This window comes from Gracilibacillus pellucidus (genome assembly GCF_033949965.1).
GTDB classification, from domain to species: Bacteria; Bacillota; Bacilli; order Bacillales; family Amphibacillaceae; genus Gracilibacillus; species Gracilibacillus pellucidus.
The window spans coordinates 81,445-102,062 of the sequence record NZ_JAWZSR010000003.1; the positions used below are offsets into that span (position 1 = coordinate 81,445).

The 20,618-nt window shown below is 36.9% G+C and carries 21 protein-coding genes and 1 riboswitch; of the genes, 13 read left to right on the forward strand and 8 right to left on the reverse strand.

The annotated features are described in order from the left end of the window. Positions 1 to 111 precede the first annotated feature (111 nt). From codA to SH601_RS06090, 3 genes are all read right to left on the reverse strand, one after another. Positions 112 to 1,368 (reverse strand): cytosine deaminase, encoded by a 1,257-nt coding sequence (gene codA, locus SH601_RS06080; RefSeq protein WP_319957378.1) that lies wholly within the window; start codon positions 1,366 to 1,368, stop codon positions 112 to 114. 144 nt (positions 1,369 to 1,512) lie between these two features. Beyond that, entirely contained in the window at positions 1,513 to 2,784 is a 1,272-nt protein-coding gene (gene codB, locus SH601_RS06085; protein ID WP_319957380.1) for a cytosine permease, read from the reverse strand. A 238-nt stretch (positions 2,785 to 3,022) separates the two neighbouring features. After that, positions 3,023 to 3,556, reverse strand: coding sequence for a phosphoribosyltransferase family protein (locus SH601_RS06090; RefSeq protein ID WP_319957381.1), 534 nt, complete (start codon positions 3,554 to 3,556; stop codon positions 3,023 to 3,025). Positions 3,557 to 3,683: 127 nt separating this feature from the next. Beyond that, a riboswitch (purine riboswitch) is annotated at positions 3,684 to 3,786 on the reverse strand. 168 nt (positions 3,787 to 3,954) lie between these two features. Between SH601_RS06090 and SH601_RS06095 the strand changes: the two genes are divergently transcribed. From SH601_RS06095 to SH601_RS06115, 5 genes are all read left to right on the forward strand, one after another. Further along, entirely contained in the window at positions 3,955 to 4,263 is a 309-nt protein-coding gene (locus SH601_RS06095) for a PTS sugar transporter subunit IIB (protein ID WP_319957382.1), read from the forward strand. 25 nt (positions 4,264 to 4,288) lie between these two features. Continuing rightward, positions 4,289 to 5,572, forward strand: a complete 1,284-nt coding sequence (gene celB / locus SH601_RS06100) for a PTS cellobiose transporter subunit IIC (RefSeq protein ID WP_319957383.1) — start codon at positions 4,289 to 4,291, stop codon at positions 5,570 to 5,572. Between the two features lie 36 nt (positions 5,573 to 5,608). Next, positions 5,609 to 5,914 carry a PTS sugar transporter subunit IIA gene (locus SH601_RS06105; RefSeq protein WP_319957384.1) on the forward strand — a complete coding sequence of 102 codons (306 nt, stop codon included), beginning with the start codon at positions 5,609 to 5,611 and terminating at the stop codon, positions 5,912 to 5,914. 12 nt (positions 5,915 to 5,926) lie between these two features. Continuing rightward, the gene (locus SH601_RS06110) at positions 5,927 to 7,309 is read left to right on the forward strand and encodes a glycoside hydrolase family 1 protein (protein WP_319957385.1); all 1,383 of its coding nucleotides are present in this window, start codon (positions 5,927 to 5,929) and stop codon (positions 7,307 to 7,309) included. Positions 7,310 to 7,400: 91 nt separating this feature from the next. Further along, positions 7,401 to 9,326, forward strand: a complete 1,926-nt coding sequence (locus SH601_RS06115) for a BglG family transcription antiterminator (protein WP_319957386.1) — start codon at positions 7,401 to 7,403, stop codon at positions 9,324 to 9,326. A gap of 236 nt (positions 9,327 to 9,562) precedes the next feature. Here SH601_RS06115 and SH601_RS06120 read toward each other — a convergent pair whose 3' ends face one another. After that, positions 9,563 to 10,399 (reverse strand): LysR family transcriptional regulator, encoded by an 837-nt coding sequence (locus SH601_RS06120; protein ID WP_319957387.1) that lies wholly within the window; start codon positions 10,397 to 10,399, stop codon positions 9,563 to 9,565. A gap of 115 nt (positions 10,400 to 10,514) precedes the next feature. Here SH601_RS06120 and SH601_RS06125 point away from each other — a divergent pair, with 115 nt between their 5' ends. From SH601_RS06125 to SH601_RS06135, 3 genes are all read left to right on the forward strand, one after another. Beyond that, positions 10,515 to 10,877: a VOC family protein gene (locus tag SH601_RS06125; RefSeq protein ID WP_319957388.1), complete on the forward strand. Its 363-nt coding sequence runs from the start codon at positions 10,515 to 10,517 to the stop codon at positions 10,875 to 10,877. Between the two features lie 253 nt (positions 10,878 to 11,130). After that, positions 11,131 to 11,700 carry a chromate transporter gene (locus SH601_RS06130; protein ID WP_319957389.1) on the forward strand — a complete coding sequence of 190 codons (570 nt, stop codon included), beginning with the start codon at positions 11,131 to 11,133 and terminating at the stop codon, positions 11,698 to 11,700. Positions 11,701 to 11,714: 14 nt separating this feature from the next. Beyond that, entirely contained in the window at positions 11,715 to 12,245 is a 531-nt protein-coding gene (locus SH601_RS06135) for a chromate transporter (RefSeq protein ID WP_319957390.1), read from the forward strand. A gap of 1,029 nt (positions 12,246 to 13,274) precedes the next feature. Here the strand turns inward: SH601_RS06135 and SH601_RS06140 are convergent. After that, positions 13,275 to 13,898, reverse strand: coding sequence for a TetR/AcrR family transcriptional regulator (locus SH601_RS06140; protein WP_319957391.1), 624 nt, complete (start codon positions 13,896 to 13,898; stop codon positions 13,275 to 13,277). Between the two features lie 157 nt (positions 13,899 to 14,055). Here SH601_RS06140 and SH601_RS06145 point away from each other — a divergent pair, with 157 nt between their 5' ends. From SH601_RS06145 to SH601_RS06165, 5 genes are all read left to right on the forward strand, one after another. Further along, entirely contained in the window at positions 14,056 to 14,295 is a 240-nt protein-coding gene (locus SH601_RS06145; protein ID WP_319957392.1) for an ATP-binding cassette domain-containing protein, read from the forward strand. Beyond that, complete coding sequence (locus SH601_RS06150) at positions 14,259 to 14,783, forward strand: AAA family ATPase (RefSeq protein ID WP_319957393.1); 525 nt, start codon at positions 14,259 to 14,261, stop codon at positions 14,781 to 14,783. Before SH601_RS06145 ends, SH601_RS06150 begins: the two co-directional genes overlap by 37 nt. Before the next feature lie 175 nt (positions 14,784 to 14,958). Further along, positions 14,959 to 15,081: a hypothetical protein gene (locus SH601_RS06155; protein ID WP_319957394.1), complete on the forward strand. Its 123-nt coding sequence runs from the start codon at positions 14,959 to 14,961 to the stop codon at positions 15,079 to 15,081. Between the two features lie 195 nt (positions 15,082 to 15,276). Then, a complete protein-coding gene (locus tag SH601_RS06160; protein WP_319957395.1) occupies positions 15,277 to 15,939 on the forward strand; it encodes a hypothetical protein in 663 nt (220 codons plus the stop codon). A gap of 19 nt (positions 15,940 to 15,958) precedes the next feature. Next, positions 15,959 to 16,240, forward strand: coding sequence for a hypothetical protein (locus tag SH601_RS06165; RefSeq protein ID WP_319957396.1), 282 nt, complete (start codon positions 15,959 to 15,961; stop codon positions 16,238 to 16,240). Positions 16,241 to 17,075: 835 nt separating this feature from the next. Here SH601_RS06165 and SH601_RS06170 read toward each other — a convergent pair. The 3 genes from SH601_RS06170 to SH601_RS06180 are packed head-to-tail and all read right to left on the reverse strand — an operon-like array spanning position 17,076 to position 20,610. After that, positions 17,076 to 17,879, reverse strand: a complete 804-nt coding sequence (locus SH601_RS06170) for a hypothetical protein (protein ID WP_319957397.1) — start codon at positions 17,877 to 17,879, stop codon at positions 17,076 to 17,078. Continuing rightward, a complete protein-coding gene (locus SH601_RS06175; RefSeq protein ID WP_319957398.1) occupies positions 17,876 to 18,958 on the reverse strand; it encodes an MBL fold metallo-hydrolase in 1,083 nt (360 codons plus the stop codon). Before SH601_RS06175 ends, SH601_RS06170 begins: the two co-directional genes overlap by 4 nt. Beyond that, positions 18,958 to 20,610: an ABC transporter permease gene (locus SH601_RS06180; RefSeq protein WP_319957399.1), complete on the reverse strand. Its 1,653-nt coding sequence runs from the start codon at positions 20,608 to 20,610 to the stop codon at positions 18,958 to 18,960. The genes SH601_RS06175 and SH601_RS06180 overlap by 1 nt, the downstream gene beginning before the upstream one ends. Positions 20,611 to 20,618: the final 8 nt, after the last annotated feature.

Here is a 20,618-nt window from a genome sequence, read left to right on the forward strand (position 1 = left end):
AAAAAGGCAAACGTTTTGTAAACACACCAATATATAAACTGCAAAAAGAAATGCTAACAAAAAGAGCAAAAATCCTCACTCATTTTGTCAGCAAATCTCTCTCCACTTTCATTATCTTTCAAAATCAATTACTTCTTCTTGCTCCAAATAAACCGCTGTTTCTTTTGGTTTGGTGCCTGCTAGTTTTACTCCGTTACGGTAGGATGCTAGTACTTCTGCTTGTTTGCGGATGGCATCATATACGTTGTCGGCATTTAATATGATGAAGTTTGCTGGCTTGCCAACTTCAATTCCGTATTTATCTTGGATATTTAGTGTTGTCGCACTGTTTTCTGTAATAAAGTCAAATGAATCAATGATTTGGTGGTATCCCATTAAATGTGTGACATGAATACCCATGTGTAATACTTGTAGCATGTTTCCTGTTCCGAGTGGATACCATGGATCAAAGATATCATCGTGACCGAAGCTTACGTTAAGTCCTGCTTCTGTTAGTTCTTTTACTCGAGTTACCCCGCGACGTTTTGGATAATCGTCAAAGCGTCCTTGTAAGTGTGTATTGACAAGTGGATTGGCAACAAAATTAATGTTCGCTAGTCCCAATAGTTTCATTAATTTTGAAACATATGCACCGTTATAAGAATGCATTGCTGTTGTATGGCTCGCTGTTACTTTATTGCCTAAGCCACGTTTATATGCTTCTGCTGCAACAACTTCCACGAAGCGGGATTGCTCATCATCAATTTCATCACAATGGATATCGACTAAACGGTCGTATTTTTCTGCTAAGTCAAATGCGATTTTCATTGATTCCACACCATCTTCACGAGTGAATTCGAAATGTGGAATGCCTCCGACAACGTCTGCTCCCAGTTTTAACGCTTCTTCTACTAGTTCCGCACCATTTGGGAAAGATAAATAACCATCTTGTGGAAAAGCAACTAATTGAAGAGCGATATACTCTTTCATTTCTTCTTTTACTTCAATCATTGCTTTCATAGCAGTTAAGGATGGATCACAAACATCAACGTGTGTACGAACATGTTGGATACCTTGTGCGATTTGCCATTTTAGTGCTTTTTTCGCTCTTGCTTTTACATCTTCGACTGTTAATGATTTTTTACGTTCTGCCCAAGTAGATATTCCTTCAAAAAGGGTTCCACTTTCATTCCATTTCGGCTCACCTGCTGTAAGTGTCGTATCAAGATGAATGTGTGGTTCGATAAATGGAGCGCTGACTAGCTTTCCGTCAACATCTATAGTCCCTTCGATTTCTTTTGCTTCTTCTATTTTAGTAAATACGCCATTTTCAATATGAAGGTTCCAACGTCCTTCGCGTTTTGGTAGTGTAGCATTTTGAATAATCATTAATTAAACCTCTTTCCCTAATTCCATACTTTTTTCACGGTGCAAGCGTCCGTAAAAACCCCCCACTTCAGGGTTCGAGTGAAAACGAGGAAGTGAAGATGGGGGATAAACGGACGCTAACGCCCTGATAAGTTTCGCTAACAATCAGTGGGAGTTTTTGACTCCCGCTGATTGAAGTCTCACTTTATCTGTTTTCATTACTTTTTCTACAATAAACGTTAAACCAATATATAACACTGTTGCACTAATAATCCCATTTAAAGGTGGAATACCTGGTAGCCATTGAGCGGAAGCAAATCCACCTGTCCATGCGATAATCGCTGGCCAGCGTACAACTTGGAATGTCATTTTTTCGATTGGTTGATAGTTTCCTCTGTTCAATAAGAAGAAGTCTGCTAATAGAATCGCACCGATTGGTGGAAGAGCACCACCTAATAATGTCAGCCAGTCAACAAAGTTGTTGTATAACCACATCGCAAAGATAGTACCGACAATTTCATTAAAGATAACTACTTTGCTTTTTTTGATTTTCGTAATATTCGAAAAACCTAAGCCAGATGCGTATAACGAGTTATCGTTTGTTGTCCAAATATTTAATCCTAATACAATGATTGCTGGGACAATTAATCCTTGTACAATCATTACTTCGGAAATATCACCAAGTCCTGTCGAAATCGCGCCGACTGCACCGAACAAGAACATGAGTGAGTTACCGATGAAAAAGGCGATTAATGTGGTGATAACAGCTGTCTTTTTCGTTTTGGCAAAGCGGGCAAAGTCTGGTGTAAGTGTTCCACCACTTGCAAACGAGCCAACACAGATTGTTAATGCTGTTGCGAGACCAAGTGTTGCGGATGCATCTGGCTGATAAGCGAATAATTCCGTCATTCCACCTAAATCATTAATAGCGATTCCGACAGATGTACTTCCAAGAATAGCAATCGCTGGTACGGCAATAAAGCTTAAAATCGCTAATGCTTTCATCCCGAAAAAGGCAGAGAAGGTCATCATGATTCCGGCAATAATGATTAATGTCAGCATATTAATACCAGTGACTTTGTGAACGGGAACGGCAAACATTGCTAAACCGACACCGAACCAGCCTACTTGTGTGGCACCGAGTAAAAAGGATACTAAATAGGAGCCTTTCTCACCGAAAGCATAACGTGCGAGTAGGTGGGTAGACAATCCTGTTTTGGCTGCGATATATGCTAGCCCACCTGTATATAAACCGAGAATCAGGTTACCGAGCAACACTATCCAAATGATTTCTTGCATTGATAATCCAAGTCCTAATTCTCCGCCTGATAACATACTTGCTGAGAAAAATGTAAACCCAAGCATCACCACAAACATTTTGAAAAAGCCATTACGATGTGACTGTGGTACCGCTTGAAGTGAAAATTCTTTATCCATAAAAAGTTCCCCCTTGTCTTGAACTGGCACCAGTGTCGAGCAGGGGGTATCTATAAAAAAAGCTTCCTGCCCGACTGACAAGAAGCTTTCCACAAAAAGATACACGTGTCCGTATATAAACGTACACAAGTAGTCCATTTGCAAATCCGTTGTCCTTGTCAGCCTCACGGGACTGAATTAAAGGTACCAATATGTAATTGTTGTTTATTATCGCAGTCTATAGTTGATTTGTCAATAATCAAAACACTGGCAATCTCTCCAAAAAGATAATGTCGTCACGTTCACTTGCATCACCTTCAGCAAGAATCGCTGCTTTGGCTTCGACTGTTGCACCTGCTTGCATCACTAATTCTTCCAATGCAAGTATCGATTCCCCTGTACTAATAACGTCATCAATAATCGCTACTTTTTTTCCTTTTAGTAGGGCACTATCTTTTCCGTCTAAACATAATAGCTGTTCGCTATCGGTTGTAATCGAATTTACTTGATGGATTAGTGGATTCTCCATATAGGCTTTGACACTTTTTCTAGCAAGAATATAGTGCTTCATTCCGAGTACCTTCGTCAGCTCATGAATAAGCGGAATCCCTTTTGCCTCAGCAGTGACAATATAATCTACTTCAGGTAATTTGTCTGCTAGTAATGGTGCGACATGGCAAACTAATTCCGTATCACCGAGAATAACAAAACTTGCGATGCTTAGTTGTTCGTTAATAGGGATGATTGGTAGTTCTCGTGTTAATCCATTAATGGTTAATGTATAGGTGTTCATGTGTCAGCCTCCTTCGCTACAGTCCGAATAGGTGTAAGAAAATAATGTCACAGTACATGTCGAAGCCTAAAATAAAAAACGCCTATGATAATCATAGACGTTTCAGTGTATGTGAAATAAAAGGATGTCTAAAAACATCCAACGTCCATAGTAGAGCAATTATCGGTTGCCCCGTAGAAACTCCCAGACCATATTACCAGGATTATACGATGTAATGGTTGTTTGCTTTTTCAATCTATCATATCTTTATCACGATAACAACCTACTAATCTTTTTATTACCCGCTTACATTACAACTTCCTCTACATAAAGGAAATTTAATATGTTCAAATTAATCCGCTTTCATCTTATGATGTAAGCATAGTTCAATTATTCAATTTATTTTGGAGGGGTTAATTATGAAAAAGATTTTATTAGCATGTTCATCAGGAATGTCTACTAGCTTGCTAGTATCAAAAATGGAGGAAGCAGCTAGCAGTAAAGGAATAGAGGTAGAGATTTGGGCAGTAGGACAAGATAAAGCACAAGAAGATATGAAAAAGGCAGATGTTCTCTTAATTGGTCCGCAAATGCGTTTTATGAAGAAAAAATTTGAAGCAGTGGCAAGTGAAGTTGGTATTCCGCTTGATGTTATTGATCCGATTGCATATGGGCGAGTAGATGGTGAAGCGGTATTCAATAAAGCGTTAGAACTTATTGGTGAGTAAGTTCGTATAACGGGAGGTAACGATGATGAATAAATTTATGGAAATGTTAGAAAGAGTTTTGTTACCGATTGCAGATAAATTAAATAATAACCGTTATTTATCCGCATTACGAGATGGTTTTATGGTAGCATTGCCGTTAATTATCTTTGGTTCTATCTTTGTCGTTTTGGCGAATTTACCATTTTTAGATATGTTGATAAGTGAAGATGCGTACACGAAGTACCAAGATGCTCTTGGTCCAGCATCTGCGGCAACATTAAGTATTATGGGGTTATTTGTTATTATCGGTATCGGATATAAACTCGTGCAACAATATGAGTTAGATGCGATTTATGGTGGTGTAGTAGCATTAGCGGCCTTTCTTATCTTAACACCACAAGTTTTAGAAGGGGTAGAAGGTGTTATCCCAACAGCATCATTAGGTGCAGAAGGGATGTTCTTAGGGATTATTACTGCGTTCGTTTCAGCAGAATTGTATCGCTTTTTTGTTCAAAAGAATTGGACGATTAAAATGCCGAATGGTGTTCCTGGAGCGGTTTCACGGTCATTTAGTGCACTAATTCCTATTACGTTGACTTTATCCGTATTTTTACTAATTAGAATTGTTTTCAGTTTTACACCGTTTGATACGGTACAAAACTTTATTTATACGATTATTCAAGAACCGTTAACTGCTCTAGGTAGTGGTTTAACAGCAACGATTATTGCTGTTTTATTAATTCAAGTGTTTTGGTTCTTTGGTCTTCACGGTCAAATTATTGTGAACTCTGTTTTTGACCCGATTTGGTATACATTAAATGACCAAAACTTGCAAGCGTTTCAAGCAGGTCAAGAATTACCGAATATTATTACGAAACAGTTTGTGGATACTTTCTTAGTTGGTATGGGTGGATCTGGTATGACGCTTGCGGTTGTTATTTTAATCTTCTTGATCGGAAGAAGTAGACAGCTAAAAGAGTTAGGTAAATTAGGTGGACCAGCAGGAATATTCAATGTCAATGAACCATTTATTTTCGGATTGCCAATTATTATGAATCCATTAATTATTATCCCATGGATTATCGCACCTGTTGTCGTTACGATTATTACGTATTTGGCGATGGCAAGTGGTCTTGTGCCAGCACCGGCAGGTATTATCGTTCCATGGACAACACCACCACTTATTAGTGGATTTTTAGCTACAGGTAATGCATGGCAAGGGGCAGTACTACAATTATTTAACCTACTTGTTGTATGTATTATTTGGTGGCCATTCTTACGATTATTAGATAAAAACTATTATGAAACAGAGAAAGAAAGCTCTAACTAAATACAGCTTTTAAACATCAGTAGATGGGGTGACAATATGGACAAAATGACGGAGATTGCTTTTCAAATCATTCTTTATGCTGGAAATGGACGTTCAAGCGCAATGGAAGCCATTCAACTAGCGAAGGAGAATCAATTTGAAGAAGCAGATCAACTAATTACAGATGCAACAAAAGAGCTAGAAAAAGCACATGGATTTCAAACGAAACTGTTACAGGAAGAAGCAAGTGGAGAGGGCGGAAGTGTCAATGTAATTTTAGTACATTCACAAGATCACTTGATGACTGCTATGACAGTGAGAGACTTAGCGATAGAAATTATTGAAATCTACCGAAATAAATAAGGGGGACTAAAAATGACAGTAGAATACACATTTCCTGAAGGATTTTGGTGGGGAAGTGCGACATCTGCCACACAAATAGAAGGTACGACAGGAAAAAAAGGTAAAAACATTTGGGATCATTGGTATGACGTGGAGGCTAATCGCTTTTTTGACAATGTAGGTCCTGAAGTAACATCTGATTTTTATCATCGTTACCAAGAAGATATTCAATTAATGAAACAGACTGGTCATAATACATTTCGTTTATCTATTTCATGGGCAAGACTAATTTCGAATGGTAGAGGTGAGGTTGACCAAGAAGCTGTTCAATTTTATAACCATGTACTAGATGAGCTTTTAGCAAATGATATTGAACCATTTGTAAACTTGTTCCACTTTGATATGCCACTCGCATTACAGGAAGAAGGTGGCTGGGAAAGTAGAGCAGTTGTTGAAGCATATGTAGAATACGCAAAAGAAGCATTTCGTCTATTTGGAGACCGTGTGAAAAAATGGTTTACGTTCAATGAACCAATTGTTCCGGTTGAAGGTGGTTATCTATATGACTTCCATTATCCCAATGTAGTTGATGCGAGAAGAGCAGCACAAGTTGCATATCACACTGCATTAGCAAGCGCTAAAGCAGTAGAGGCGTTTAGATCATTTGATAGGAATGATGGAAAAATCGGGATCGTCTTAAATTTAACACCGTCTTATCCGAGAAGTAATCATCCAGCAGATTTGAAAGCTTCCCGTATTGCTGATTTATTCTTTAATCGTAGCTTTTTAGACCCAGCTGTATTAGGAGAATATCCGCAGGAATTAATAGATTTATTAGGCGAGCATGGCCAGCTTCCAGAGACAGAGCCAGGTGATGCGGAAATATTAAAGGCGAATACAGTAGATATTTTAGGTGTAAACTACTATCAGCCTCGCCGTGTTAAGGCGAAAGAACATTTACCAAATCCCCACAGTCCATTTTTACCAGAATGGTACTTTGACCATTATGAAATGCCTGGTCGAAAAATGAACGTTTATCGTGGCTGGGAAATTTACGAAAAAGGTTTATATGATATTATGATTAATTTGAAAGAAAACTACGGTAACATCGAATCGTTCGTATCAGAAAATGGTATGGGTGTCCAAGATGAGCAGCGTTTCTTACAAAATGGTCAAATCCAGGACGATTACCGAATTGAATTTGTGCGAGAGCATTTGAAATGGTTGCACCGTGCTATTGAAGAAGGCTGTAATACAAAAGGTTATCATATGTGGACATTTATGGATAACTGGTCATGGTCAAATGCCTACAAAAACCGCTATGGCTTCGTATCAGTAAATATTGATACACAGGAACGTACAGTCAAGAAAAGCGGAGAATGGTTTAAACAAGTAGCAGAAAACAACGGATTTTAAACAGAAGATATCGAGGAGGGGCTGGATGATTGGTGGACAGCTCCTTTTCGTTACAAAATAGTTTCTGCACTTAAATAAGGAGAAATGAAAAATGTTAAATGCTCGATTAAGAAATATATTACGTGAATTGATGGCAGAGCAGTCTCCTGTTTCGAGTACTTATTTAGCGAATGTCAATAAAGTAACTCCACGAACAACAAGAGAAGATATCAAACGCTTGAATCAAATCATTAGCTCGCATGGTGCGGTCATTGAATCAATTATGGGGAAAGGTTACCTATTAAAGGTCAAAAATGACAACGAATACAAAAACTTCCTTCATGGCTATTTTATACAAGAAATACCTGGTGAGAATGGCATACCACGTTCACCAGAGGAGCGGATTAAATATATCATTAACCGTTTATTGTTACAGGATGGATATATAAAATTAGAGGGTTTAGCTGATGAAATTTTTATTAGTAAACCAACTATTCAAACCGATATTAAAGAAGTACGAAAAATATTAGCCAACTATCAGTTAACATTAGATTCTCGTCCGAATTATGGCTTAAAAGTGGAAGGCAATGAATTGAATCGTCGTTTTTGCATGTCTGAATATACATTTGATCGTAGTGATCCTGTCACAGAAGTAAATGTCGATGGGATGTCAGATTCAACATTGGAAGTCATCACCGAGATTATTTTGGAAGAAGTAACAGCAAATCACATTACGCTATCAGATATAGCGATGAAAAACTTAGCTATTCATATTTTAATAGCCTATAAAAGAAGCAAGGATGGTTATTATATTCAATTAGTCCATCAAGATTTATTGGAAATTTATGAGCAACCTGAATATGAAGTAGCATTACTGATAGTGAATAAAATAGAAGAGGCTTTCCGTGTTTCTTTTCCTGATACAGAAACAGCCTATATTGCGATGCATCTGTTAGGAACAAAGATGATGCTACAGCCACGTGATATTCGTGAAAATGTGATGGATTCGAAGATTAGCTCATTAGTAGAGGTTGCCTTAGCAAAAGTAGAGGAGAAACTACAATTAGGTATTCATGATGATCAAGAATTAGTGATGGCATTGTATTTGCATTTAAAGCCTGCGATTAATCGTTTTAAATATGGAATGAACATCCGCAACCCAATGCTTGAGGATATTAAACGAAATTATCCACTTGCTTTTGAGGCTGGCGTTATTGCTGGATTAGAAATAGAGGAAAAAACAAAAGCTGAAATTGACGAAAATGAAGTAGGCTACTTAGCTCTTCATATCGGATCAGCTATAGAAAGAAGAAATTTAAGAAATGGACCTAAGCGTTGTTTAGTTGTATGTGCTTCAGGATTAGGCACATCACAATTAATTTATTATAAATTAAAATCAACGTTCGGTCAGCATCTTGATATTGTAGGTACGACAGAGTATTATCAGCTTCATCAATTCAATTTACAAAATATCGACTTTGTTGTAAGTTCCATTCCAATTCCAGAGACTTTACCAGTCCAAGTGGTAGAAGTAAATGCGATACTAGGTGAGCAAGACATTAGTAAAATTGAGGAGCTTGTACTAGGAGAGAATCAAGTAGTTGATTCTTATTTAGCGGAAAATCTAACATTTATTCAAGAAAAGAACCTGCATACGAAAGAAGAAGTGCTAACTTTTATGGCGCAACGATTGGATGATCTGGACTTGGTAGAGGCAGGATTTATAGAAGCAGTGAGAGAGCGAGAAGAAGTAGCTCCGACTGCATTTGGTAATTTAGTAGCGATTCCGCATCCGATTACCCCAAAAACAGACAAAACCTTTATTGCTATTTGTACGTTAGACAAACCGATAACTTGGGTAGATAAGCCAGTGCAGTTTGTTTGTATGCTTTGTGTGAAAAAAGATAGCCAAGAGGATTTACAAGCGATGTATAAATGGTTAGGTAAAATAATCGATAACCGCTCGGTCGTGCAACGATTGTTGAAAGCAAAAACATTTGAGGAATTACGAGAAAGCTTGTTGTTGAGTGAAAAATAAATTTCATTGTTAACAACACTAACATATACGTATGCTCGTGTTTTTTATTCTATAGTAATAAAGTGAGGCTTCCATTGATGGAAGTCTCATTTTATCACGGTGCATGAGTCCGTAATACCCTCACTTCAAAATTCGAGTTAAAGCAAAGAAGCTAAGTGGGGGATAAACGGACGCTAACTCCCTAATAAGTTTCGCTAACAATCAGCGGGAGTAAAAAACCCCCACTGATGGAAGTCTCACTTTATCATATCAATAAAAGCCTGAACCTGTGGTAATTGATTGGCTGTTTCATTTGTACACATCCATGTTTTTCGGGTAATATAAATCTTGTCTGTCATTAACGGATAAAAATGGTACGCTGTTGTACTTAAATCTCCTATCGCTATTTCTGGTAATACAGCAAAGCCAATCCCTTTGGCGACTAATTGTTTACATGTTTCAATTTGATCCACTTTAATGACTGTACTATAAGTAAAAGAAGGATGCTGTGCGAACCAATTGTTAACGGTTGTTTCGAATGTGTAGTCTGATTGAAATGCGATTAATGATTTTTCTTTTTGTACACGATCCTTTTTTTCTACTAGATATAGTTTATCCTCTCGTAATACTTGGCAAATGAGATTTTTAGGTTTTTCTCCTCTTATAATACAAAGATGGAATTGTTCACTTGTTTGGCGAAATACTTCACTTAAACCTGTTTGTAATTCTATCTTTACTTGTGGATAGCGGGTTATATAAGTTTGCAGAAGATCCGGCAACATATATTGACCAACAACAGAGGATACACCAAGTGATAATGTACCTGAAATCTCTTTTGACATACTTTCCACTCTTTCGCGAAGCTCTTTTTCTTCTTTTATTGTTTTCTCTGCAAAATCTATAATCATTTCTCCTGATGGGGTTAGAGCTAATTTTTTATGGGAGCGAATAAATAAGGTTTCTTCCCAATGTTGTTCCACTTGCTTGAGCCGTTGACTTAGTGCTGGCTGCGAGATTAATAGTTTTTCGGCTGCACCTCGAATGGTTCCAGCTTGTTTTAATGCGACTAACAATTGGTAATCTTCAATTTTCATTTTTGGCTCCTTTCTATAAGTTTTTCTTATCGATTTTGATTGAAAATATGTATTTTTCTTATTGATTCTTATTATATACAATGTAATTAATTAGTAAAAGTAGGAGGTATACACAATGATTCTAGGTATTCATCATGTACAAATAACGATTCCTAAGGGAAAGGAACAAGCAGGAAAAACATTTTACTGTGGTGTATTAGGGCTAAAAGAAAAGGAAAAGCCAGAGTCGTTAAAAGGAAGAGGTGGTTTTTGGTTAGAAGTTGGCGATAGAGAGGTCCATGTCGGAACAGAAGATGGTGTCGACAGAACAAAATCAAAAGCACATATTGCCTATCAGGTCAAAGATATTCGTTATTGGCAAGCCAAGCTAGAAAAGTATGGTATAACTATAATGGAATCCATTCCTATTCCAGGTTTTGAACGATTTGAATTTCGTGATCCATTTGGGAATAGGGTAGAGATGATCCAAGTGATGTAAGCTTTAAATAGCAAAAGAAAAGATTCTATTCAAAATAGGCTCTTTTCTTTTTTTTATGTGAAAAAAGAAAAATGAACGCTAACTACTGTAGCTTGAAGTATTAAATTATTTACATTGCAAATCAAAAATAATAAAGCTAAATCACTTTTTAATGATCATAACGTATAACCTATAGACGAAATGATTTAATTATGTTAACAATAATAGTTATATCTTTAACAAAAGTAATAGATTTTTAGTTGGAGGTGAACGTATGGATTGGAAACTACAAAAAGATATTGCGACTGCATTCTTTCGTTCATCCATATTAGGATATGGGGGCGGTCCCTCAGCGATACCACTTGTTCATAAAGAGGTTGTGGAGCGTTATAATTGGATGGATGATGATGAATTTGCAGATGTCTTGGCTTTAGGTAATACATTACCAGGTCCGATTAATACGAAAATGGCTGGTTATATCGGTTATCGTATTGGCGGCTTGTTCGGTATGATCAATGGTATAATCGTTACTGCCCTTCCCACTGTTGTCATCATGATTGCGCTTATTGGTGTTTTATCTGCATACCGTGATTCTAGAATAGTGAATGGTATGACAGAAGCTATTGGCCCGTTAGTTGCGGTGATGTTATTTACATTGACATATTCCTTTTTAAAACAATCAAAGAAAAATGTTGGCTGGATGCTTACTATCGTGCTTAGTGTCCTTAGTTTTATCGCACTACAATTCTTACACATACACCCTGGAATTGTGATTGCCGCATTATTATTAATTGCACTATTAAGTCCAGTTAAACAAAGCAATAAAGAAGAAAAAACAACATAAGGGAGACAGATTAGATGATTTATTGGGAAATATTTCTTGCATTTTTTGTCCCTGGGGTTGTCGGATACGGAGGAGGACCATCTTCTATACCACTTATTCAAACAGAGGTGGTTGATCGTTACGGATGGCTCACCAATGCAGAGTTTGGGGAAATTTTAGCCTTTGGTAATGCACTCCCAGGTCCAATCGCGACAAAAATCGCAGGCCATATTGGTTATCAAGTAGGTGGCGTGTTCGGTAGTGCTGTCGCTTTGTTTGCTACAGTAGCGCCATCATTAATCGCAATGGTACTTTTATTAGGATTATTATTAAAACATAAAGATTCACCAAAAGTGAAACGAATGACCGCATTTATTAGACCAACAATCGCTATCCTCTTAGTCGTATTGGCATATGAATTTATTGAAACGTCTTGGTTTGATACAGGGTGGTTCCAAACCATATTGCTAGCTATTTTAGGTTTTGTTTTATTAGAACGATTGAAAATACACCCAGCACTAGTAATAGTCGGCTATTTAATTTATGGCGGGATATTTTTAGGGTAGTATCCATGCAATACGCCATAAGTAGTGTCAGTAAAAAGATGTACTTTCACTTTGCTCTACAACAATACATTACTAAGGATATCCATAAAAAAGAGAGGCTGGAACTTAACTAGCCAAAAGGTTCCGATCATCATTCATTGATGGTCGAAACCTTTTTTTGTTGGATTATCTGTATATTATGTTGCTCCATCTGGTGTACTTTCACAAGTTCACCGTTCACCGCTATGAACGTAAATCCTAATTCATCCATCTATCTGGTCAGAATGGAGACTATACTGCTGATGATACGCCAAGAAATTTTGTTCTTCAATTAGATAAGAGTAAGTCCAATGAAGTTTTAAATGTGCCCTCGCTATAGGGGATGAACCAAGGCACTCCCTACCTATAAGCTGATGAATAAGTGCTTGTTAAGGTGTTATGATAAAACATTTTTACTATATGAACCTAGGTAATAAATGGACGCTAGCTCTCACTGATTGACATTTCACTATATAATTTCTGCATTGGTACTTGCCATCCCTCACTACCATTTTCGCTTCCACACGGTATTTCTTAATATAATAGTATGTGGAACGAGCAATTTCTAAGAAAAGGTTTTATCGGTTTTGCAAGAAACTTGGACTCTTACGTTTTCAACGGAAAAAGAAAATCTCTTAACCTAGAAAAATCACAAGAAACGGCACCATTATTAGCACAAATTAATTATGGGGGCCGATATTATCGAAGAGGAAGATCGTTTTCAGTTTGTTATGTCCATCATCAATGTATATGGCCGAGGTATAGTGGACTGTCACAGCACAACTAATGAAGAGAGCGTTGGTTAAGTTCCTGAGAATTCGATGAAATGGACAATTTGAACCAAGTTTCAAAAAGTTATAATTTTTTTGCGTTGGTGGGGAGAAGATTGAGGGTGCATCAACCATACGAATCGAGTGAATGATAAGTGGATACTTGTCCGGGATGGATAGACGTCCAGTTCCCGGACTATTATTTGAATGGTAATTAGTATCCCATTATATATTATGTTCATTACAGTTGGGAGTCCTGATTTCTAGTTGGCTGAAGGATGTTTTGTAGTGCTTTTCCATACAAATTATTAGGCACTTTACTCCCAGCGATAAAGTGGAAAATTCCCATTCCATTTTCGAGAGAAAGAATAGTCCATGCTAATTCTTCCGCTGATAATTCCACTCCTTGTTCATCATCTAGTCTCATTTTTTTGATTACTTTGGAAATATGATCGACTGAGCCCAAAATAACCTGGGTCCACTTTTGACGTACAGATTCATCTCTCATGGCATACAAAAGGAATTCCATATTGAGTATGCTCCAAGCTTGGTTGTTTTGTTTGTCTAAGTCAAAATAATGTCCCATTTTCTCAATAAAATGTTCATATGATTTTTCCTCATCAATTATTTGATGAATGGTGTTTAAGTGGGATTGGATTTGTTGTTCTAATAGGGCAAGGAATAGCTCCTCTTTTGATTTAAAATGTGTATAAATAGCTCCCTTAGTAAAACCTGCATATTCTGCAATCTTATCCACAGAGGCACCATGAAACCCTAGTTTAGCAAAGGTTTCCGCAGCTGATTCTAATAGGATTTTTCGTGTTTCTTGTTTCCGTTCTGCATGGGTTAAACGTTTTCGTATCATTTTTTAATTCCTCCTCTTGACAATCATACCATAATAATTTAACATACTGTATAGAATGTAAATACCTAGTAGTTAGTATAATTCTGTTTAGTATATCGGCATAGGAATGCACTGATGGACTTTGGTTTTTGTAAAAAGTTACAAGGGGGAAGGTTTTGTGTTGTCTGTTAAAAATGTTGTTAAAGAGTATGCTAACGGTGTTAAAGCAAATGATAACATTAATTTAACTGTAAACTCTGGAGAAATAGTTGGTTTATTAGGGCCAAACGGTGCTGGAAAAACAACACTTGTTTCTCAAATAATTGGTTCCATAACAATTGGTGGGATAGTGTTATTAATAAACCTCGTAAAGCGCGAGAATTGCGTTCCTTACAGCCACAATCACAGGTTTCTATAGATGGATTAACACCTAGGCAGGCAATTGAATTAATAGGATGTATGCGAAAGGGTCATCGTAAAACAGTATCCAAACGTGCTGATTATTTAATTAAAGAATTCAACTTAGAACAATGGGCGGATAAAATTGCACGTGATCTATCGGGAGGTATCAAGCGGTTAGTCATATTTTGTATGACTGCTGTGATTCCTGGACAACTCGTGATTTTTGATGAACCAACAAACGACATAGATCCTGTTCGGCGTAGGTTATTGTGGAAGCAAATCCGCAATTTGGCTGATGATGGAGCAGCTGTACTTATCGTTACACATAATGTATTGGAATCAGAACAAAAGCAGGATTTAACAGGAAATTTTCGACTGCAATTAGTGCTGCAACCAATGGAGAGTGTTCCGTATTGTCTCGAATATGTTCATATGACAACACATACAGGACCGCGGGTTCTTACATCCGTAGCTGAAAAATTTGTATCCCAAGCTGTAGAGTGAGCAGAGACTTTACGTTCCTTGAAAGTTATCGAGGAATACACATTAACTCCTGTAACACTAGAAGATACTTATTTTAATTGGAGCCAATCCCAAAGGAACAATAAGCAAGGGAGAGTTGAGCAATGATGCTGTCTAATAACTTTTTTTACTTCTGTTACGTTGGAAGGTTTTAAGTATGAGACTTTTATTACCATTATTCATCATTGTTCAGGAGTTGTTATCCATTGGGTTTGTAATCGGTTTCTCATTTTTAATGCCAGAACTAGATCGTCATACATCTATTTATCACGGTGCATGAGTCCGTAAAACCCTCACTTCAAGGTTCGAGTGAAAACGAGGAAGCTAAGTGGGGGATAAAAGGACGCTAACGCCCTAATAAGTTTCGCTAACAATCAGTGGGAGTCAAAAACACCCAATGATTGAAGTCTCACTTTATAATCTGATGTTGATAAGGAATTAATTCAAATGAGGAAATAATACAGGAGGTGAAGTAATGATAAATAGTCAAAAGTTAAAAATTTTAGGTAATGATCATTTCAAGGAAAGACAAGAAGTGGCAGAAATATTGATAAATGGAACTGCGACATTTCATAATCAAGTATTAGCAGATTCATTTGATATCTTAGGACGTTGCAGAATAAAGGATTCAATCGAAGTTGGGCAATTCGTCAATAGGGGATCATGCTCAGTAGATGGTAAATTAACATGCGAAGATTTGCAGAATATTGGTCAGGGAACATATGAGATAATTAATGCAGATCGTATTAATTCATCTGGTAGCTTGGTAGTTAATGGTGCTGTTCAGTGTCAGTCTTTTCGATCTACGGGCTTCTTAAAGCTAAATGAGGTATTAGTTGGAGAGCAAGTATCAATAAAAGTAAGTGCTCCATCTAAGGTGTGTGAAATAATAGGGAAGGAAACGGTGGAGATTAAATCAGTGAGGACTACATTATTAAATGTTATTTCATTGGTTAGAAGAAAAATGATTGCTGAATCAATTAAAGGAGATAATATATATCTTGAAAATACAGAAGCAGTTCATGTTTCTGGTGGAATTGTTGAAATTGGAGAGAATTGCAAAATAAACGAGGTTTTCTATCGACATGATTTGAAAGTTCATCCGAAATCTTTTGTAGGTAAAACTACAAAAATTTAATAGTTAGGAAGGTGATTTAATGTATTCGGGTAGTTCCTTTTTAAAAAGAATTGTTAGTTTATTTGCAATCCCTATACTAGGTGTTCTCGCAATAGGATTATGTTTATGTACGGTCATTGCCATTGTTGGTGGCTTATTATACACTTTTGGTGCGGATATTAATATGGAATTTGGTCCTAATTTGTCCGTCCCATCATACCTTGGTCTACCAACAGGTATTTTATTTGGAGCATTCCTATTAGTTATTGCTTATTTCTCTTGGCGTTTGTTAAAATACTTAGTAACTTCGTGGAATGTATAGTTTTACTCTTAAAGAACCCCTCTATCTAGTAACCGCATCTAGCGTCTATAGATTCCAACATATTTAGACTAAAATTATTCTTTGATGAGATATAGAAAACATCCATTGTAAGCTAATTTTTGTTAAATAGTATGTCCTTGAATATAGTTATCATTTTAGAAAGGTAGATTTACTTGGAATCATTATCGATTAAAGCAGTGCATATTCACGATAAAATAAAATGGGATGATTATAAACAATGGATTTTAAGGTGTCTGAGGAGAGAAAAAGAAGAATATCACAACTAAAGTTTGATTACATTCTATGTTTAGTGAGATATTAGCAAGAAAGTTTATTTCAGAAGAGTTTAATGTTCCTTTTGAATCGATTGAATTTCTTAAGGGCATGTATGGAAAACCTTACGTTTATTTAGAAGAAAAAGTTCGGTGTGAATACGTTATTAAGTTCTTTTCGTTTCATTGCCAATAATCAAGGTGATATTACGTTTAGCAATAACAATGGTGATATCGGTTATTTTTAAATAATACAGCTAGAACAAAAACATTATGTATCCGTTTGTACTTCTAAGGAATTTAGGTTGTTACCTAATGTAATAACTGTAGAAATAGAAGAAAATCTATAAGGTTAATACTATATCTATCCTAAAAAAATTCTCGTTAAAAGTTAAGAAATGATTAACGAGAATTTATCACGGTGCATGAGTCCGTAATCTGCCCACTTCAAGATTTGAGTTAAAACAAAGAAGCTAAGTGGAGGATAAACGGACGCTAGCTCCCTGATAAGTTTCGCTAACAATCAGTGGGAGTTAAAAACTCCCGCTGATTGAAGCCTCACTTTATTTAAATGAACGATCCATAACAAATCCAGTTTTAGATGTTTGGTTATCACTTAACCAACCTTCTTCACTTAATTTGTTGAACCATGCTGCTTCGATTTGATCTGCTTCTCTAGGATCATCCGTTTTCGTGGAAATTTCCGTAACGGTATCCCCTTTATAAGACCAGATTTCCACATCAGCTTCAAAACCTAGAAATTCCCCTTCATATGTGTGTGCTAATGCAGGTCCATAAGGAATAGTATTACTTAATGTTTCACGATACCAATCTTCATCATCCCATCTGCGGTACTTTTTCGGAGCTTCGTCTTGGAATAGTTCGATTGCATATTGTGGGTTGATTAGATCAAAGCGTAATATATCATCCTTGGTGAATTTTTCTTTTCGACTGATGGAGAACACATCAATTCCTTCTTTACGGTCATTTTCAAATTTGTAATTGGACATATCATTGTGGAATCCTTTTTCCGTTGCTTCTGCAATCGCATCTTCAACGGATACACCAGTAAATCTTTTTTTATACGTAATGTTAGTCTTTTTGTCGCTAGTATAAACACGTAGACGATGAATATAGCCTAACTGACGAAATTCTTGATCAGGTGTATCAAAATAATACACTTTTAGATCTTCGTCATGTTCTGCATCGAAAATATCTAGCATGTCGAGCGTGCTTGGAAAAGCATGCAAATCAAGGTTGAATTTCACCTCATAACCAGGTTCAATATCACTTGCTGCATAGGATGGGATAGCAACACCTATGACTACACTCAATAATACCGTTAACAACAACATTACTTTTTTCACTTTAAAATCCCTCCAGTTTTAACATCTAATGAATCTAACATTCTCACCAAATCCGCTTGTTTACTGTGGAAAAAAATAAACCTTTCTGCATCTATCGTTTGTGTTAATGTTTGCACGTCTGTAAAATCAGGATGAGATTTGTAAAAGGGGGACTCTTCATCCTCATATATAGACGTATTTATTTCATGAAATCCACTTGGCTTACTTGTTAATAAGTAAATACCAGGCTTCCTTGTTTTTTGATACATTTCCAAACGATTACTTTGTAGCATTGCTTTAAATTTTTCCCATCTGTCATTGTGTATGTTATCTGTGTGTTCGAGATAGTGGTATAAATGTTTCTGCAAGGAATCATCGATAATAAATGTTCTGTCTGGCAGTTTGTGAAAAAGGGAAAAGAGTAAATCACCAGCTTTTCCAGATAGCGTAACGGGAATCAGATACTTCTCAAGTGGATTCGTCATCCCCTGGACGATGTTTGTCATACTTTTATGATAAGGCATTGTCTGTGCACCATGACCACTATCTATTAGGGCGACGTCGTACGTATTGATAATAGGTCTATCTGTAACTAATAGTGGCGAAGCAAGTGCTATATCTCCAGAGTAAAATAGTGTTTGCTCACCGATTTGGATGAGATACCAGACACTGCCGAGCATATGACCACTGTATCCCCATGTAATCGACAGGTTTTCTGTTAACTTGATTCGTTTCCCTCTTGAGTTTTTAGCAAAAGGGCGAAAATATAGCTTGTCCATCGCCGTAATTCCTTGTTTCCCTTGCCAATTTCTCATAATAGCAGGCATTTGTTCGAAGCTCGCTTCACTCATCCAGATATCCCCGATAAATCCTTTTGCCGCGAGTAATGGAAGTGCCCCAACATGGTCGTTGTGAACATGTGAAATAAATACAGCCTGAATCGATGTTGCTACTTCCTCTGTAATGGATGGGTATATTTCTGGTTCTCCATTTCGTACACCACAATCAAGCAAAATGCGTGTGTTGGTTTGCTGGTCCGTTACTAAAAAACAATTTCGCCCATATTCTCCTACTCCTCCAAGGGCGCATACATCCAACATTAGTTTGTGCTTAATGCCTTTCGTTGCAATAGTTCAATCAAAAAGATACAAAGTATAGTTAATAATACAGTGATGACTGCCATTGCCATCCCTTTTGATACATCACCTTGTTCAAATTGACTAAAGATGAAGGTGGCACTAGTTTCAACTGATGGAGGGAGAATAAGTAAAGAACCAACTAGTTCACGCATAGAAATAATAAAAGTCATCATCCATCCGGCTAAAATTCCTTGCCCTAAGAGTGGTAGCCAGATTTTTACGAGAATCATCCAACCGTTTTGAGCAAAGACTGCATTTGATTGATGAATCGATGGATGTAACTGTGATAGAGCGGACTTTGTATATTGAACAGAGTAAGGTAAAAACAACACAATATACGTTACAATGGGCATCCAGTTCGTATTATAGACGGTAGTAGGAAGCCATGTTGCATTCCAAAATAGAATTAGCCCTACAACGAAAACAATTCCAGGAATAATATTCGATAACAAGCTCGTAAAATCAAGGAATTGTTGGGCTTTCCTTTTGCCATCTTTAATATACAATGCTGTACAAAACCCAATACAAGCTGCAATAGTAGAAGCGACAAAGGCAAAGTTAATACTGTTCATTAATGCTTGAAAACTGGAAGACCCAACAGTAAAAAGGTCTGTATAATGACTAAAGGTTATGTTACTCAAGCTAAGTGCTTCACCGCGAACCTTTAATAAAGAAGTAGCGATAATCGAAAAATAGGGTATTCCAATCGATAACGCTAGAATGATGAACACATATCCCGAAGAAACGATTCGGGTGATGAGTGAATCCTTCACTTGGTTGGCATTTGTTGATTTGCCTGAAAGTGTACCATAAGAATGTTTACGACTAATCACATTTTGGATGTACCAAATAAGCATACAAACACTTAATAAGATAAGCGATAAACTTGTCGCAGCAGAAATATTAATCGGCCAATGAGAGAGATAGCCATGAATTTCTGTTGTGAAAACATCATAGCCAATCCTTTTACCGAAAGTAGCTGGTGTTCCGAACTCTGCTAAGGTCTTGATGAAAACAAGTAATGCTGCCATCACATAACTTGAAATTAATAGTGGCATGATGGCGCGAATCCAGTTCATAATCGGATTACCGCCATAAATTAATGTTGCATCCTGAAAAGAGCCATCAATTCTGAGCAAAGCATTTTTTAACATTAAATAGAGAAATGGATATAGATGCATACTCATGATAAATACCATTCCCGCTACACTGAAAAAAGTAAACGGTGCTTCTCTTTGAAAAATCTGTTCATAATAACCATTATGTTGCATAAACAAAATCCAGCCCATTGATCCGATATATGGTGGGGTCATAAATGGGATAGTAAAAACAATATCTAGCCAGTCATATTTTGCTAGAAATGTTTTCGTTCTAATAATAGCTAATGGTAGTGCGATACAAGTCGTTAAGGCAATCACATACAGCCCGAGCAATAACGAGTTTTGCATCGTTTTGACAATACTATTATTTTGTAAGACAGATAGCAGTGAATCGAATGATAGATTGCCATCTTCAAAAAAAGTATAGCCGAGCACCGCAAGAAGCGGAGCTACAGCTAAAATACTAAGTATAATAAACAAAGCCGTAAAAGGGGCATGTCTACGTACGATCATACGTATTC

Bases quoted from the DNA above. Each gene is read 5' to 3' on its own strand.
- SH601_RS06155 (WP_319957394.1), top strand. From the start codon at position 14,959: ATGAGACTTTTATTACCATTATTCATCATTGTTCAGGAGTTGTTATCC.
- SH601_RS06115 (WP_319957386.1), top strand. From the start codon at position 7,401: ATGTTAAATGCTCGATTAAGAAATATATTACGTGAATTGATGGCAGAG.
- SH601_RS06105 (WP_319957384.1), top strand. From the start codon at position 5,609: ATGGACAAAATGACGGAGATTGCTTTTCAAATCATTCTTTATGCTGGA.
- SH601_RS06130 (WP_319957389.1), top strand. From the start codon at position 11,131: ATGGATTGGAAACTACAAAAAGATATTGCGACTGCATTCTTTCGTTCA.
- SH601_RS06160 (WP_319957395.1), top strand. From the start codon at position 15,277: ATGATAAATAGTCAAAAGTTAAAAATTTTAGGTAATGATCATTTCAAG.
- SH601_RS06180 (WP_319957399.1), bottom strand. From the start codon at position 20,610: ATGATCGTACGTAGACATGCCCCTTTTACGGCTTTGTTTATTATACTT.
- SH601_RS06125 (WP_319957388.1), top strand. From the start codon at position 10,515: ATGATTCTAGGTATTCATCATGTACAAATAACGATTCCTAAGGGAAAG.
- celB (WP_319957383.1), top strand. From the start codon at position 4,289: ATGAATAAATTTATGGAAATGTTAGAAAGAGTTTTGTTACCGATTGCA.
- SH601_RS06110 (WP_319957385.1), top strand. From the start codon at position 5,927: ATGACAGTAGAATACACATTTCCTGAAGGATTTTGGTGGGGAAGTGCG.
- SH601_RS06140 (WP_319957391.1), bottom strand. From the start codon at position 13,898: ATGATACGAAAACGTTTAACCCATGCAGAACGGAAACAAGAAACACGA.
- SH601_RS06135 (WP_319957390.1), top strand. From the start codon at position 11,715: ATGATTTATTGGGAAATATTTCTTGCATTTTTTGTCCCTGGGGTTGTC.
- SH601_RS06095 (WP_319957382.1), top strand. From the start codon at position 3,955: ATGAAAAAGATTTTATTAGCATGTTCATCAGGAATGTCTACTAGCTTG.
- codB (WP_319957380.1), bottom strand. From the start codon at position 2,784: ATGGATAAAGAATTTTCACTTCAAGCGGTACCACAGTCACATCGTAAT.
- SH601_RS06090 (WP_319957381.1), bottom strand. From the start codon at position 3,556: ATGAACACCTATACATTAACCATTAATGGATTAACACGAGAACTACCA.
- SH601_RS06175 (WP_319957398.1), bottom strand. From the start codon at position 18,958: ATGTTGGATGTATGCGCCCTTGGAGGAGTAGGAGAATATGGGCGAAAT.
- SH601_RS06165 (WP_319957396.1), top strand. From the start codon at position 15,959: ATGTATTCGGGTAGTTCCTTTTTAAAAAGAATTGTTAGTTTATTTGCA.
- SH601_RS06120 (WP_319957387.1), bottom strand. From the start codon at position 10,399: ATGAAAATTGAAGATTACCAATTGTTAGTCGCATTAAAACAAGCTGGA.
- codA (WP_319957378.1), bottom strand. From the start codon at position 1,368: ATGATTATTCAAAATGCTACACTACCAAAACGCGAAGGACGTTGGAAC.